At 59.5% G+C, this 16,156-nt stretch carries 12 protein-coding genes; 5 read left to right on the forward strand and 7 right to left on the reverse strand.

Translation table 11 applies throughout. The annotated features are described in order from the left end of the window. Positions 1-63: 63 nt before the first annotated feature. Complete coding sequence (locus tag NBH09_RS01535; RefSeq protein WP_196031456.1) at positions 64-498, reverse strand: HIT family protein; 435 nt, start codon at positions 496-498, stop codon at positions 64-66. 487 nt (positions 499-985) lie between these two features. On the opposite strand from NBH09_RS01535, the gene NBH09_RS01540 reads away from it, so the two are divergent. Beyond that, positions 986-1,666 carry a YczE/YyaS/YitT family protein gene (locus tag NBH09_RS01540; protein WP_195246052.1) on the forward strand — a complete coding sequence of 227 codons (681 nt, stop codon included), beginning with the start codon at positions 986-988 and terminating at the stop codon, positions 1,664-1,666. A 103-nt stretch (positions 1,667-1,769) separates the two neighbouring features. Beyond that, positions 1,770-2,861 (forward strand): ATP-binding protein, encoded by a 1,092-nt coding sequence (locus tag NBH09_RS01545; RefSeq protein ID WP_195246053.1) that lies wholly within the window; start codon positions 1,770-1,772, stop codon positions 2,859-2,861. Between the two features lie 296 nt (positions 2,862-3,157). On the opposite strand, the gene ilvD is transcribed toward NBH09_RS01545, so the two are convergent. Together ilvD and NBH09_RS01555 are read right to left on the reverse strand one after the other, a co-directional pair. Continuing rightward, a complete protein-coding gene (gene ilvD / locus NBH09_RS01550; RefSeq protein WP_229030369.1) occupies positions 3,158-4,936 on the reverse strand; it encodes a dihydroxy-acid dehydratase in 1,779 nt (592 codons plus the stop codon). Positions 4,937-5,044: 108 nt separating this feature from the next. Next, entirely contained in the window at positions 5,045-6,406 is a 1,362-nt protein-coding gene (locus NBH09_RS01555; protein ID WP_195246054.1) for a GntP family permease, read from the reverse strand. A 234-nt stretch (positions 6,407-6,640) separates the two neighbouring features. Here NBH09_RS01555 and NBH09_RS01560 point away from each other — a divergent pair, with 234 nt between their 5' ends. The 3 genes from NBH09_RS01560 (at position 6,641) to NBH09_RS01570 (ending at position 9,085) form a co-directional block, all read left to right on the forward strand. After that, complete coding sequence (locus NBH09_RS01560; RefSeq protein WP_250786866.1) at positions 6,641-7,333, forward strand: FadR/GntR family transcriptional regulator; 693 nt, start codon at positions 6,641-6,643, stop codon at positions 7,331-7,333. A 160-nt stretch (positions 7,334-7,493) separates the two neighbouring features. After that, positions 7,494-8,303 carry a gluconate 5-dehydrogenase gene (locus NBH09_RS01565; RefSeq protein ID WP_250786867.1) on the forward strand — a complete coding sequence of 270 codons (810 nt, stop codon included), beginning with the start codon at positions 7,494-7,496 and terminating at the stop codon, positions 8,301-8,303. A gap of 140 nt (positions 8,304-8,443) precedes the next feature. Beyond that, positions 8,444-9,085 carry an RpiB/LacA/LacB family sugar-phosphate isomerase gene (locus NBH09_RS01570; RefSeq protein WP_055309683.1) on the forward strand — a complete coding sequence of 214 codons (642 nt, stop codon included), beginning with the start codon at positions 8,444-8,446 and terminating at the stop codon, positions 9,083-9,085. A gap of 118 nt (positions 9,086-9,203) precedes the next feature. Here NBH09_RS01570 and NBH09_RS01575 read toward each other — a convergent pair whose 3' ends face one another. The 4 genes from NBH09_RS01575 to kdpA all read right to left on the reverse strand — a co-directional run bounded on the left by NBH09_RS01575 (position 9,204) and on the right by kdpA (position 15,904). Then, positions 9,204-11,153, reverse strand: a complete 1,950-nt coding sequence (locus NBH09_RS01575) for an NAD(P)/FAD-dependent oxidoreductase (RefSeq protein WP_195568436.1) — start codon at positions 11,151-11,153, stop codon at positions 9,204-9,206. 248 nt (positions 11,154-11,401) lie between these two features. After that, a complete protein-coding gene (gene kdpC, locus NBH09_RS01580) occupies positions 11,402-11,992 on the reverse strand; it encodes a potassium-transporting ATPase subunit KdpC (protein WP_195568437.1) in 591 nt (196 codons plus the stop codon). Between the two features lie 12 nt (positions 11,993-12,004). Continuing rightward, the gene (kdpB, locus tag NBH09_RS01585) at positions 12,005-14,065 is read right to left on the reverse strand and encodes a potassium-transporting ATPase subunit KdpB (protein WP_250786869.1); all 2,061 of its coding nucleotides are present in this window, start codon (positions 14,063-14,065) and stop codon (positions 12,005-12,007) included. A gap of 15 nt (positions 14,066-14,080) precedes the next feature. Then, on the reverse strand, positions 14,081-15,904 hold the full coding sequence (gene kdpA, locus NBH09_RS01590) for a potassium-transporting ATPase subunit KdpA (protein ID WP_250786870.1): 1,824 nt from the start codon (positions 15,902-15,904) through the stop codon (positions 14,081-14,083). Positions 15,905-16,156 lie beyond the last annotated feature (252 nt).

Raw genomic sequence — 16,156 nt, forward strand, 5'->3', positions numbered from 1 at the left:
TAAGCTCCTTTTAACTGGCAATGAAGCCAAGTGCTTCTATTCGAAATAGCAGCTTTTACTCGCTTATAGGTTGGCGACAATTGCCTGGGCGATCTCGTCGTACTGAGCCGACTCGAGCGTGACGCGACCGGGGTTCATGGCAAACACGTCGCCAAACTCAAACGGGTCGTCCTTGTACTTGGGGACGATATGCACGTGCAGGTGATGCATGGTGTCGCCGTAGGCACCAAAGTTAATCTTGTCGGGATTGAACGCCTTGTGCAGCGCTGCCGCGACGTGGCGGACATCGGCCATAAAGGCGGCGGCGTCTTCCTCGGACATGCAGGAGATGTCATCGACGTGCTGCTTGGAGGCCACGATTACGCGGCCCTTATGACTCTGCTCCTTAAACAAGATGAGCTTGCTGGCAGGCAGGTCAAGCATGGGGATGCCAAAGGCATCGACGAGCGTGTTGTCGGTCCCGCACATGCAGTACGAGCAATCGGTATGCTGTTCCACGGTGATCCTTTCGATCTGGACAATGATGAATGCCGCTTTTGCGGCAGGCGTAACCCCTCGTTTACACCACCAGATAATGGACAGATACAACGCATGCGTAGTCGATACGAAATCGGTTTCGTATCGACTACCGCCATGATACAGCCAACGAGTTGTTACGATTAGGTGAACGTTCACTTTTTATTGTTTTTCTCTTTGCAAATAGAATCCCGTGCGTATACTAAGGCTCAAACGAAACCGATTTCATCGAGCGTGAGCAATAGGATGCTAAGACGCACCCTACCATCTTGGCATCCTATTGCCCACGCAATGTCATTTGCTTTCCTCCCGTCTCGCTGGCTCTTCAGTCCCATTCCGGCACAGCGAGACACTTCCTAGACAACTGACCGTGGGGCCGGCTTTTCTGCTTTAACAGCAGTGCCTCCGATAATCCTCTTTTGCCGGTCCGGGTCAGTTTTTTCACACAACCGAAAGAACGGGTAGCAACATGCGACCGCTCATCATCATGAATGGCGAGAAGATCGATTGGTTCCATACCGTCATCAGGATGCTGATGTATCTGGCGGGCGTTGCAGTACTGGCACTCGGCATGAGTCTCCAGACGGCATCCGGCCTGGGCGTCGCCACGCTCACGTGCTTTGCCACAACCCTATCCATGCTCACGGGCAAGACGCTCGGCTTTTGGATCACTGCTACCTATGTCGCCTACATCGTGGCACAATTCACTATCTTGCGACGCGAGTTCCAGCCGCGCATCCTGCTCGAGCTGTGCTTCTCAACGCTCATCGGCGGCTTCACCGACTTCTTCATGGCGGTCAACCCGCTGCATCCCGCAGCACTCCCCATACAGGTTGAGACCATGCTGCTCTCCCTCGCTGTCACTGCATTTGGCGTAAGTCTCGTCGTCAACATGGGCGTTGTCCCCAACGCGCCCGACGGCCTGGTGCAGGTCATTGCCGAAAAGATTAAACGCCGCTTTGGCGACGTAAAAGTCGTGTTCGACTGCTCGCATGTCGCCGTGTCTCTCGTTCTGTCGCTCGCGCTCATGCACAACCTAGGCGGCTTTGGCGTGACCACCGCCATCTCGGCGCTGTTCTTGGACCATGTCATCAACATCGCTAATAAGCTGTTCGCCCAGCGCTTTGTGCGCGCGGCATTCGGGAAATAGCACCACCGTAAGAACCCGCAAACAGCGCTATACGTTGCTATATCTCACTATACTTTGCTATACTTTGCTATATCTTGCTATATCTTGAGCAAAGGTGGCTCACATGCAAACAAACCCTTTTAAGCCCACAGCAGGTAAAACACCTCCCACGATTATCGGCCGCGAAGATGTACTTGAAGAATTCAGTGAAGGCCTCACCAACGGGCCTGGTGCCCCTGGGCGCCTAATGCGCATAGCCGGCGTCCGTGGAACGGGCAAGACGGTCCTCCTTGACGAGTGCTCACGTTTGGCGCAAAGCCGTGGCTGGACGGTCATAAAAGAGGTCGCAACCGAGGGACTTTGCCAGCGCATTCTCGAACAGCTGCAGCCCAAATTCCAGGCCAAACACGCCAGATTTGAGCCCACCGTAGCTGGCATATCCATCGGCAGCATAGATATTGAGCGAATCGGCCCATCGCTACGCGACGCCATGAGACAGACAATATCCAAGAATGGAAATGGCCTGCTCATCACTCTCGACGAGGTTCAAGACGCAGAGCTCGATGAGGTCCGAACGCTCTCCATTGCGATTCAGCAGGTTATCGGCGAAGACCTTGATATCGCCTTTGTTTTTGCTGGGCTGCCTTCGATGATTGAAAGCATCATCAACGGAAAGACACTTACGTTTTTGCGCCGTGCCCTCCCCTTTGATCTGAAGGCTGTGGCAGTAACCGAAGTGTCGTACTCCCTCGAGGAAACCATTGAAGCGTCTGGCATGGAGTTGCAGCCAGGTATTGCCGGCCAACTTGCCGAGGCAACGCAAGGCTATCCTTTCATGATCCAACTCGTTGGATACTACGCATGGCAGTTGGCAAGACGCGCGCACACAGCGATTATTGGAGAAGAAGAAGCCGAGCGTGGCATTGCAACGGCACGCGAACGCTTCTGCGCCATGGTGATTGAGCCCGCGCTGCAGCGCATTCCGCCCACGTGCATCGCTTATCTGCTGAGCATGGCGTCTTTGGGGCAGACGAGCTCGACCAGCATGGTTGCCGATGCCCTAAACAAAACGCCTCAACAGGTGAGCTCCGTCCGCAGCCGCCTGTTAAGAGAATCGATTATCGAGGCTCCTTCGTACGGCAAGGTCTCATTTGCCATCCCCTACATGCGCGACTACCTCTACGAACACAAAGCCGAACTGGAAGTTGAACTGTAGAAACGGCAACTGCCCTGCAAGGTGAAAACCGTTTTCGTACGGATTTAAAGCAGACGTAAACGGTTTTCGTCTTGATTTGCGTCCGAAATTAAGACGTAAATTGCGCTTTCGTACGCTTATTACCAGACGCAAATTGTTTTCGTCCGGCTATGCGTCCCCAATCTAGACGCAAAGAGCCCCGAGTTCATACTGAACTGCCTCCCATTTCTTGTGTCCAAGAAATGGGAGGCAGTTCAGTATGAACTCGGGGCTCTTTGCGTCACGCATCTATGAGAGGGAATCGATGCGCCCGGGCGCTACTCCATGTAGCCACCCTGAATGGCGGAAACTGCATGTTCGGTAAAGAACTTGAGCGTGCCGGAGGTATAGCGATTAGCCTTGGGCTTCCAAGCGGCTCGACGCTCGGCCAGGACGGCGTCGACCTCGGCCGGCTCCATCTTCTTGCCGGCGATGCCCACGATGGACAGCGAGCGCTCGGGAATGTTGATCTGGATCAGGTCGCCTTCCTCGATCAGGGCAATCGGGCCGCCCACGGCAGCCTCGGGCGAAACGTGACCGATAGCCGGGCCCTTGGAGGCGCCGGAGAAGCGGCCATCGGTGATCAGGGCAATGCTCGCACCCAGCTCGGGATCGCTGGCGATAGCCTCAGTGGTGTAGAACATCTCGGGCATTCCGGAACCCTTGGGGCCCTCATAGCGAATGATAACGGCATCGCCGGGCTTGACCTCATGCGTCAGGACGGCGTGAATGGCGTCCTCCTCGCAGTCGAACGGACGGGCCTTGAGCGTAGCCTGGAACATCTCACGCGGAACGACGGTGTGCTTGACGACGGCACCCTCGGGGGCAAGGTTGCCGTGAAGGATGGCGATGGAGCCATCGGTACCAAAAGCCTGGTCGAACGGACGGATGATGTCCTCGCGCTTGAGGTTCCACTTCTCCAGGTAGCGGCCGCACTTCTCGTAGTAGCCGTTGTTCTTGAGGTCCTCGAGGTTCTCGCCGAGAGTCTTGCCGGTGACGGTCATGACGTCGAGATGGAGCATCGACTTGATCTCCTCCATGATGCGCGGCACGCCGCCCGCATAATAGAAGAACTGCGCCGGCCACTCGCCTGCGGGACGAACGTTGAGCAGGTAGTGGGCGCCACGGTGCAGACGATCGAAGTCGTCGGCGGACATCTCGATGCCAAACTCACGGGCGATTGCGGGGATGTGCAGCAGGGAGTTGGTGGAACCAGAGATGGCGCCGTGGACCATGATGAGGTTCTCGAAGGATTCCTTGGTCACGATGTCACGCGGACACAGGTTGTGCTCGGAGAGCCACACGGACTGACGGCCGGCCTCGCGGGCGAACTCGCGCAGGTCGGAGCTGGTGGCGGGCAGCAGAGCCGTGCCGGGGAGCATAAGGCCCAGGGCCTCGGCGGTAACCTGCATGGTCGAGGCGGTGCCCATAAAGGAGCAGGCGCCGCAGCTGGGGCATGCGTTGTGCTTGGCAAACTCAAGCTCCTCGCGGGAGATCTCGCCGCGCTCGTAACGGGCAGAAATCGCGCCGAGCTGCTCCAGGGTCAACAGATCGGGACCGGCATCCATGACACCGCCGGTAACGACGATGGAGGGGATGTTGATGCGGCCCATGGCCATGAGGTTCGCAGGCAGGCCCTTATCGCAGCTGGCGACAAAGACGCCGGCATCGAACGGGGTGGCCTTGGCGTGGATCTCGATCATGTTGGCGATCATGTCGCGGCTGGGCAGCGAGTAGTTGATGCCGTCGTGGCCCTGGGCCTCGCCGTCGCAGATATCGGTGCAGAAGTAACGGGCACCGTGACCGCCAGCCTCGGCAACGCCAGCGCGCACCTCCTCGACCAGCTCGAACAGGCCGGCAGAACCCGGGTGCGAATCGCCAAAGGTCGACTCGATGATGACCTGCGGCTTGTCCAGGTCCTCGATCGTCCAGCCGGAGCCCAGACGCAGCGGGTCCATCTCGGGGCTGATGGTGCGAAACTTGCCGGAACGCGGCTGCAGCTTGGCAACCAGGTCGGCGGCCTCCTGCTGAATCTGTGCCTTGGTTTTCTCGTCCATGATGTTCTCCTCTTTTGGTTTGAACGGTTGTACCAATCGTTGGTGAATAAATCTGGTGTAGGTGGCTGCCGAGCGATGTGCTCGGCAAAAGATGCTTAGCTACGCGAACTAGGCGAAGAACGAAATCACCAAGGCGCAGGCAAGACCCGAAAGACCGATGAGCGTCTCCATAACGGTCCAGGACTTGAGGGTGGTCTTCTCGTCAATCTCCAGGAACGAGGAGCACATCCAAAAACCGGCATCGTTGACGTGCGAGAGGGCCGTGGCACCGCCGCAGATAGCAAGACAGATAGCGGCACGCATGAGCACCGAAGCACCAGCGACCGCGGGCATGGCAGCCATAATGCCCGATGCCATGGTCATAGAGACGATGGAGCTGCCGACAGAGGCGCGCACCATGACGGCAATCAAAAAGGCAACGACCACCAAAGGCAGCGGTGAGGCCTCGAGCACGGGGCCGATAACCTGGCCCAAGCCGCAGTCTTGCAGCATCCAGCGAATGACGCCGCCACAGGCGATAACCAGCAAGATCATGCCGACGGGCTTAAGAGAACGGTCGAGCAGGGCCTTGAGCTCGGCGCCGGAGTAGCCGCGGCGCGCGCCCAGCAGATACATCGCGACGAGCGTGGCGAGCGTCAAAGCGACGAACGGCTTGCCCAGGAAGGCGAGAATCGAGGCGAGCTCGGCGGGCATGGGGATATAAGAGGACAACGTGCCCAGCAAAATCAGACAAAGCGGCGTGAGCACGATGGCAAGCACCATGCCAAAGGGGGGAAGCTCCTTTTCGTCGCTCGCACCCTCGGCAGAGGTAAAGTGCTCCGGAACATCGGTAAAAATGCGACCGCCCACGTTGCGGCCCCAGATGACGCCGGCAATCGCCATGGCGATGAAGGCGGTGGGGATACCGACGAGAATCATGGTGCCCAGGTCGACACCGAGCGTGCCGGCGACCAAAACCGACCCGGCCGATGGCGGCACAAACGCATAGCCAGCGGCAAGTCCCGCGAGCAGCGCGATGCCGTAGTAGAGCGTCGACTTTTTGGTCTGCGATGCCACGCTAAAGGCAAGCGGGATCAAAACGACCACGCCGGCCTCAAAGAACACCGTGGTGCCGATGACCAAACCGGTGATGCCCAGCGCCCAGCTGGAGTGGCCCTGGCCAAAGGTGTCAATGAAGGTCTGGGCGATCTTCTTGGCGCCGCCGCTCTCCTCCAAAATCTGGCCAAACATCGATCCCAGGCCAATGAGCAAGGCGATGTTTTGCAGCGTGGTGCCCACGCCCTTGGTGACGGTGTCTGCCACCATGTCGAGCGGCATGCCGGCACCGATACCGATCACGAGCGCCGAGACCATCATCGACAGCACGGGGTGCAGCTTGAACTTGATGATGAGCGCAAGCAGCAGCGCGATGCCCACGATGGCGGCGATGACCAGCCTGGTGGGATCAGCCATAAACGTTGGGTCTGACATCTTTCCTCCAATTCATCAGACCTTTTGAATTCGTCTGATGACTATAGCGTGTTTTGGAATGGTCTGATGTTTCATTTTGAAATTTGTCCGAAATACATCTGATGTATTTGGTAAACGGTCGTATTTGCGCTGCGAACGGTATATCTAAGCCGCCCGACTCAAATCCATCGGCCAATATCGCATCCGTGGTGCGCTAAAATAGCTCAGATGAATTCTGTATTGAAAGGTATAGCTATGGCCCGCGGCGAATCGGGACTCCCCGAGCAAATATCGGAGAAAATCATTCAATTGATTCTGGATGAACACCTTGAGCAAGGCGATCGCCTGCCTAAGGAAACCGTGCTGGTCGAGCGCTTGGGCGCCGGCAGGAGCACCGTGCGCGAAGCCATGAAGTTGCTGCAGTCGCGCAATATCGTGCGCATTAAGCAGGGTTCGGGCACCTATGTGGCGTCAAACCCCGGCGTTGCCGACGACCCGCTGGGCTTTACCTTTATTGACGACAAGCAGCGTCTGGCGCGCGACCTACTCGAGGTGCGCTTTATGATCGAGCCGCAGATGGCACGCATGGCGGCCGAGCACGCAACCAACGATCAGGTCGTCTGTATCGAAGAGCTCTGCGACGAATCCGAGCGCCTGGCCGAGGCCGGTGAGGATTACTCCGCCGCCGACACCGCGTTCCACAATGCCATTGCCGAGAGCTCCGGAAACCTCGTCGTTCCCCGCCTGATGGGCGTGCTCAAGGCATCCGTCCCCCTCTTTATCGACGTGACTGGCAAAAAGCTCGTCGAGGAAACTATCCGCACGCACCGCGATGTGGCCGACGCCATCGCCTCGCGCAATCCCACCGCCGCGCACGACGCGATGTATCTGCACCTGGTGTATAACCGCAACATGATTGCGGAGGGCGCGCAGGAACAGAGCGAATAAACGTCCGCGCGGCAAGGGCGAGATCACCGTTTACCTTTTAAAAGTGAACGTTCACCTGATTTTAGGAGAATCTGACTTTTAATTCCCCCTCTTCTCCTATACTGACCTTGTATGAAAAGCAAGACTTATATAGATGAACGTTTCTTTTGAAAGGATCGCTATGTCTGATCTTATGGACAGCTTCCGCCTGGATGGCAAGGTCGCGCTCGTAACCGGCGCCACCTATGGCATCGGTATGGCCATTGCCGAGGCGCTCGGAGAGGCCGGCGCCAAGATCGCCTTTAACGCACGTCACGCCGACAAGGTCGCCGAGGCCGAGAAGCACTACCGCGAGCTGGGCTTTGAGGCCCATGGTTACGTGGCAGACGTCACCGACGAGGCCGTCGTCGCCGAGCTCATCGCCAAGATCGAGGCCGACTTTGGTACCACGCCCGATATCCTGGTCAACAACGCCGGCGTCATTCAGCGCACCCCGATGCTCGACATGAGCGCCGAGGACTTCCGTCGTGTCGTCGATATTGACCTCAACGCACCGTTTATCGTGTCCAAGGCCTGTCTGCCCGGCATGATCGCCAAGGGCCACGGCAAGATCATCAACATCTGCTCGATGATGAGTGAGCTGGGCCGTGAGACCATCGCCGGCTATGCCGCGGCCAAGGGCGGCCTGAAGATGCTCACCAAGAACATCTGCTCCGAGTTTGGCGAGGCCAACATCCAGTGCAACGGCATTGGGCCCGGCTACATCGCCACGCCGCAGACCGCGCCGCTGCGCGAGACGCAGCCTAACGGAAGCCGCCATCCGTTTGACCAGTTCATCATTGCCAAGACGCCGGCCGCCCGTTGGGGCACGCCCGAGGACCTGAAGGGCCCCGCCGTGTTCCTGGCTTCCGACGCGTCGAACTTCGTCAACGGCCACATCCTCTACGTCGACGGCGGCATCCTCGCATACATTGGAAAGCAGCCTCAATAAGCGTCACCGCAACTGCCCACATCAGGTTTCATCCACTCGTTTTTCATTTGAGTTGCGGTGAGATAAGGATTGGTTTTGGCTTCTATCAGGCAAAACAGTCCGTATTTCACCGCAAGTTAGAAATAGAAAGGTAATTCGCAATGAAGATCGCTCTGATCAACGAAAACTCTCAGAACTCCAAGAACCCTATGATCGAGGCTGCCCTTAAGAAGGTTGTCGAGCCCATGGGCCACACCGTCTTTAACTATGGCATGTATGCCGACGCCGACTCCAAGCCCCTCACCTATGTGCAGAACGGCATCCTGGCCGCCGTGCTGCTCAACTCCGGCGCTGCCGACTACGTCGTGACCGGCTGTGGCACCGGCGAGGGCGCCATGCTCGCCTGCAACTCCTTCCCCGGCGTGCTGTGCGGCCATGTTGCCGACCCGCTCGATGCCTACACCTTTGCCCAGGTCAACGACGGTAACGCTGTCGCCATGCCCTTCGCCCTCAAGAACGGCTGGGGCCAGGAGCTCAACCTCGAGTACACCTTTGAGAAGCTCTTTGGCTTTGGTTCGGGCAACGGCTATCCTGCCGAGCGTGTTGAGCCCGAGCAGCGCAACAAGAAAATCCTCGACGGCGTCCGCGCTGTGACTATGCGTCCGCTCGTCGACGTTCTGGGCGAGATCGATCAGGACCTGGTGAAGGGCGCACTTGCCGGCGAACACTTCCAGGAGTACTTCTTTGCCAACGCCACCGACGAGGCCATCATCGCCAAGGTCAAGGAGATCCTGGGCCTCTAATCGCACGACTCATTGCAGCTAACGCAAGCGGCGGTCGTCCCACGTACGGGACGACCGCCGCTTTTTGCTATCTACCGACTGACGCCGCGGGGACAGGCCCCATGCGCCAAGGGATTAACTAGAGCTCGCAGGCAATCTTGTAGCCGTCGCCGATGGCGTCGCGGATGTTGCCGCACTTGTTGGCATCGCCCAACACGTGGGTGGTAACGCCGGCTGCAGCAAGGTCGTCGGCCAACTTGGTATTGGGACGATAGCCCATGGCAAGTACCAGCGTATCGGCATCGGCGATGGTGTGGATCTCGCCGTCCTTTTCGTAGCTGATGGCATCCTCGGTAATCTCGGTCACCTTGGCCTCGGTCAGCACGTGAACGCCCTTGGAGAGCATGCGCGTGATGAGCACCGCGCGACCGGCGCCGCCCTCGTTGGCGGCGAGCGTCTTGGTCATCTCGATGACGGTAACGTCGCGATTGGCCGGCGACAGATCGTTGACCAACGGGGCCAGGTAGTCGGCCGTCTCGCAACCGACGGTGCCGCCGCCCACGATGACAATCTTCTTGCCCGGGAAAGCCTTGCCGCCCAATAGGTCGTCAGCCGTCATGACCTGCTTAAATCCCTGCATGAAGGCCGGGGCGATGGGCTCGGCGCCATAGGCCAGGACGACCTCGTAGCCGGCGTAGTCACGCTGAATGTCCTCGGCAGTAAGCTCGGTGCCAAATACGCACTTCACGCCGACCTCGGCCAGGCGACGGTACTGATACTTGATCACGCGGGTGAGTTCCTGCTTTGCCGGCGGAACGGCCGCGATGCGCATCTCGCCACCCGGCTCGTCCTGTTTGTCCACGAGCACCACGTTATGACCGCGCTTGGCGGCAATGTAGGCTGCCTCCATGCCCGCAGGACCAGCGCCCACAACCAGTACGTTCTTGGCCTCGGCGGCAGGCTCGTAACCGGCCTCGTCGCGCTCAACATCGGGGTTGACGGTGCAGGAGATGCGCTTGCCAAACATAATGCCGTTCAGGCAGCGCAGGCAGCCAATGCAGGGGCGGATATCGTCGGCGTTGCCGGCAGCGGCCTTATTGCAGAACTCGGCATCGCACAGATTGGCGCGGCCCATCATGCAGATGTCGGCAGCGCCGTCCTCGATCAGCTCCTCGGCGATCCAGGCCTCGTTAATGCGACCGACGGTGGCGACGGGAATGTTGACGTGCTTTTTGATCTCGCGCGAGCAGGCGGCATGCGAGGCCTGCTGGGTACCGGCGGCGGGAATTGCGGAGCCGCGCTTGATGGTGGTACCACCCGACACATGAATCATGTCGACGCCGGCCTTCTCCAGGCGACGCGAGACGTAGATCATGTCGTTGAGGGTCAGGCCGCCATCGGTGTACTCATCGCCCGAAATGCGGACGTCGATGATAAAGTCCTTGCCGCAGCGCTCACGAATCTCGGCGATGACCTCGAGCAAGAAGCGCATACGGGCGTCGAGCGAGCCACCATACTCGTCGGTACGCTTGTTGTAGAGCGGAGTCAAAAAGCCGCCGAGCATGCCGTGGGCGTGTGCCGCATGGACTTCAACGCCATCGACGCCAGCCTTCTGCATACGCACGGCAGCGTCGCCAAACTGATGCGTGAGCTCGTGAATCTCGTCGACCGTGATGGGGCGCGGTGCCTCGCGGGCATAGGACGGGCCCACAAAGGACGGAGCGATCAGGCGCGGCGTGCCCGGAATGTTAAAGGCCATGTAGGCGGGGTGGAAGAGCTGCGGCATGATTTTGCAACCGTACTCGTGGACGGCCGCGGCGAGCTTTTCCCAGCCAGGAATAAACGTGTCGTCGTAGCAGCACATGTCACCCGGCAGATAGGTATAGGTGGGCTCGACCGTCACGACTTCGGTGATGATCAGGCCCACGCCGCCCTTGGCGCGGGCACGGTAATGATCGACCAAATCGTCGGTCACATAGCCATGATCGGCCAGGTTGGTGGACACCGGCGGCATAAAGACGCGGTTCTTGACCTCGGTCGTACCGACCTTGATCGGGCTAAAGAGCATCGGATAGGCGGAGGACTCCATACAGGGTTCCTTTCGTTTGAGCCGCTGGGCGGCAGTTGCTAACGTACCTATCGTATCAGTATCCGCCGCAATCGCACTCGCTCGCACTCCCCACCTTCAATCCCGACCCTCACAAAAAAGTTGCGGTGGAATACGGAGTAGATGAGGCTTTTGACAGGCAAAACAGTCCGTATTTCACCGCAACTGATGGGCGGGGTGGAATTGAGGGCTCAGATAGTCAGTCACGCCCTCATCCGCCACTCCCTCACCTACAGCGCGCCGTCCAGCATAAGGTTCACCTTGAGCACGTTGACCGTGGGCTCGCCGAAGACGCCCAGGAATCGGCCTTTGGTGCACTGGGCGATGATCTCGCGCACCTCACCTTCGCTCTTGCCCGTGGCCTTGGCAAGGCGCGGGACCTGGTACTCGGCGGCATCCGGAGAGATCTCCGGGTCGAGGCCGGACCCCGAGCACGTCACCAGGTCGACGGGCACAGCGTCCATATCGGCATCGGGGTTGGCGGCGCGGATCTTCTTCACGCGCGCGTCCACAAGCTGCCGATACTCCTCACTCGCCGGGGACAGGTTGGACGGGGCACCATACGCCATGAGCTCGCCGTCTTCGCCTTCGACAATTGACACGTTCTGGATACGACCCCACATGTGGGCTTCGTCATCGAAGTTCTGGCCGATGAGTTCGGAACCCACAACCTTGTCGTCGACCGTAATAAGCGATCCGTTCGCCTGGTACGGAAACGCAAGCTGCGCGACGCCGGTCACCACAAGCGTGTATCCCAGGCCGCAGACGATGGTAAACAGCGCGAACACGCCGAGTGCGCGCGATGCGATACCTTTGAACATACATACCTCCGTCTACATCATGCCAATGCCGAACAAGGCCAGCAGCATGTCGATAATCTTGATGAATACGAACGGCGCCACGATACCGCCCAGACCCCACACCAGCAGGTTGTGGGTCAGCAGCTGGCCGGACGAAAGCTCGCGGTACTTCACGCCTTTCAGGGCGGCAGGAATCAGCGCGACGATGACCAGCGCGTTGTAGATAATGGCGGACAGCACGGCAGTCAACGGGCTGGTGAGCCCCAGGATGTTGAGGGCGTCCAACCCGGGGTAGATCGGCGAGAATAGCGCCGGGATGATGGCGAAATACTTGGCGACGTCGTTGGCAACCGAGAAGGTCGTGAGCGAGCCGCGGGTCATGAGCAGTTGCTTGCCGATACGCACGATATCGATGAGCTTGGTGGGGCTGGAGTCGAGGTCGACCATGTTGCCGGCCTCCTTGGCAGCCTGGGTTCCCGTGTTCATGGCCACGGCGACGTCGGCCTGAGCCAGAGCGGGCGCGTCGTTGGTGCCGTCGCCGGTCATCGCGACCAGATGGCCCTCACGCTGGAACGCGCGGATCTTATCGAGCTTGCCCTCGGGCGTCGCTTCGGCCAGGAAGTCGTCCACACCGGCCTCGGCGGCGATGGCGGCGGCCGTCAGCGGATTATCACCCGTCACCATTATGGTCTTGATACCCATGCGGCGCAGATCGGCGAACTTTTCCTTCACGCCGGACTTGATGATGTCCTTAAGGTAGACGACACCCAGCACACGTCGGTCCTTTGCCACGACCAACGGAGTGCCACCCACCTTCGCAATGCGTTCGACGGCCTCGTCGCACTCCTTCGAGAACACTCCTCCGGCAGCCTCCACATAAGCGCGAACGGAATCGGCCGCACCCTTGCGAATCTCGCTGTCGGCGTAGTTCACACCGGACATGCGGGTCGCCGCGGTGAAGGGGATGAACTCCATGCCCTTATCCTCGAGTGTGCGGCCGCGCAGCCCAAACTGCTCCTTGGCGAGCACGACGATGGAGCGGCCCTCGGGGGTCTCATCCGCCAGAGAGGACAGCTGCGCGGCATCGGCGAGTTCTGCCGGATCGACACCGTCGACCGGAATGAACTCAGCGGCTTGGCGGTTGCCCAAGGTGATGGTACCGGTCTTATCGAGCATGAGGATGTCGACGTCGCCGGCGGCCTCGATGGCGCGGCCGGACATGGCCAGTACGTTGGCCTCGTTCAGTCGGCTCATGCCGGCGATGCCAATGGCGGACAGCAGCGCACCAATGGTGGTGGGCGCCAGACAGACGAGCAAGGCAACGAGCGTGGTCACAGCGGTGGGGTTCGCCATACCGTTGAGCCCTGCAGAGAAACTCGAGTAGCAGTACAGTGCGAGCGTCACGAGGATGAAGATGACGGACAGAGCAACCAGAAAGATCTCGAGCGCGACCTCGTTGGGGGTCTTCTTGCGGGCGGCGCCCTCGACCATGGCGATCATCTTATCCAGGAAGCTCTGGCCAGGCTCGCTGGTGATTTTCACCACAATCCAATCGGAAAGCACGGTGGTGCCGCCAGTGACGGCAGAACGGTCGCCGCCAGCCTCGCGAACCACGGGTGCAGACTCGCCGGTGATGGCCGACTCATCAACCGAGGCGGCACCCTCGATGACATCGCCGTCTCCCGGAATCTGCTCGCCGGCGCGCACGACCACCAGATCCCCGCGCGAGAGCTCGGTACCGGGAACGACCGCGAAGCGGTCCTTATCCTCGACGGACTCGATGCGATGGGCCTCGACGTCCTTTTTCGCCGCGCGCAGGGAGTCTGCCTGCGCCTTACCGCGGCCCTCGGCAAGTGCCTCGGCAAAATTTGAAAAGAGGTCGGTCAGCCAGAGAATGACGGCAATGGCGATCACATAGTACGTGGGGACGTCGGCGTCCTGTACCCCAAAAATAGAGGCGATGGCCAGAATGGAGGTCATGGCGGCCGACAGCCACACCAGGAACATGACCGGGTTTTGGACCTGGACACGGGGGTCAAGCTTGGCAAATGAATCGCGCACCGCGCGGCTCATCATGTCTTTTTGCATAGCCATAAATCTGCGACTCCTTTACGCAACCATCTGGAAGAATTCGGCAACGGGACCAAGCGCCAACGCCGGGAAGAAACTCAGGGCGCCAATCAGCAGAACGACGAATACCAGCAGGAACACGAACATGGCATTGGTGGTGGAAAGCGTGCCGGCGCTCTCGGCGACCTTGCCCTTCCCGGCCAGCGAGCCCGCGATGGCGAGCGTGCCCACAATCGGCAGGAACCGCGCGAACAGCATCTCGATACCCAGCAGCACGTTGATCCACGGGATGTTGCAGTTCATGCCGGCGAATGAGGAGCCGTTGTTGCCGCCAGCCGAAGTAAGGGTGTACAGGACCTCGGAGAAGCCATGCGCCCCGCCGTTGTTGAGTTGGTCGACAAGACCGGGCACCATGCAGGCGATAGCGGAGCTCACCAGAATGGCGAACGGGGTGGCGAGACACAGAACCACCGCCCAGCGCATCTCGGTCGGCTCGATCTTCTTGCCCAGGAACTCGGGCGTGCGGCCGACCATAAGGCCGGCGATAAACACCGTGAGGATGGCGAAGCCGATCATGCCGTACAGGCCGCAGCCCACGCCGCCGAACACCACCTCGCCCAGCGCTATCTGGAGCATCTGGACAAACCCGCCGAGCGGGGTGTAGGAGTCGTGCATGGAGTTGACCGAGCCGTTGGAAGCAGCCGTCGTGAAAGCGGACCAGGTGGAAGAGGAGGCGATGCCAAAGCGGCTCTCCTTGCCCTCCATGTTGCCGCCCGCCTGGCCATCGGTCATCTCGATGTTGACCGCGCCGCCATCTGCCAGCTGCGGCGTACCCATATGCTCGTTAACGGCGATGATGCCGGTAAAGACCACGAGCAGGATAAGCATCGCCGCGAAGATGGCCTTGCCCTGCCTGGCATTCTTGACACCGATGCCGAAGGTGAAGCAGCAGGCGACCGGAATCAGCAGCAGGCTGGTCATCTCGATGATGTTGGTGAAGGCACTGGGGTTCTCATACGGATGGGCGGAGTTCACGCCGAAGAAGCCGCCGCCGTTGGTGCCGGACTGCTTGATGGCGACCTGAGGAGCCGCGGGACCCTGGGGCAGGAACTGCTCGGTGACCACGCGCGCGCCCTCGACAACCTTGCCGTCGACCTTGACCGTGTCGCCCTCGATCTGGGCGCCGTCGATGACGCTCCAGCCGCCGTCTGCATTAGGCTGAACAGCGACGGGTTCTACGAGCTCAGCCTTCTGAGCCGGCTGGAAGTTGGAGATGACGCCACCGGCAGCCAGGCAGATGCCAAACACGAGGTTCAGCGGAATGAGCACATACAGGACGGTGCGGGTGAGGTCGACCCAGAAGGAACCCAGACCCTGCTCCTTGACCTGACGGAAGCCGCGGATCAGCGCGAACATGACCGCGATACCGGTGCCAGCGGAAACGAAGTTCTGCACAGTGAGACCCATGAACTGCACAAGGTAGGACAGGGTGGTCTCACCGGAGTAGGACTGCCAGTTGGTGTTGGTTATGAAGGAAGCAGCCGTATTGAACGACAGGTCCCATGACACACCCGGCAGGTGCTGGGGATTGCCTGGCAAGAAGGACTGAAGCGCCTGGAGTGCCACAAGAGTCACGAGGCCGATCCCCGAAAAGACCAGCACGCTCGCCAGATAGCGCCTACACCCCATCTGTTCTGCCGCGTCGATGCGAAGCAGACGATAGACGCCACGCTCCACAGGAGCAATCACAGGCGACAGGAACGTATGCTCACCATCCATGATATGGGCCATGAACCGACCGAGCGGAACGGCCAGGACGACGAGTACGGCAAAGTACAAGATGTACTGAATCGCAGCGTCCATAGTTTACGAATCACTCCTCATCAGAATGTAGATGTAATAGATAAGAAGTCCAATGCAGACGACTCCGATGATGGGAATGAGGATGTCCATTTACCGCCCCTTTCACACGCGGTCCGATGTCTCGGACGCCTGCCCTCGCAAGCGTCTGGGGACAGTAAACGCTTCTAGGGATTAAAGAGGCGTGAGGGCCGGGGCTCACGTCCTTAAGATGCCGTAAAGATGCAGGTAGAAAGCACTATTGCAGCTGCAGTG

This window comes from Collinsella sp. BG-O-102 (assembly GCF_023656745.1).
Classification (GTDB): Bacteria; Actinomycetota; Coriobacteriia; order Coriobacteriales; family Coriobacteriaceae; genus Collinsella.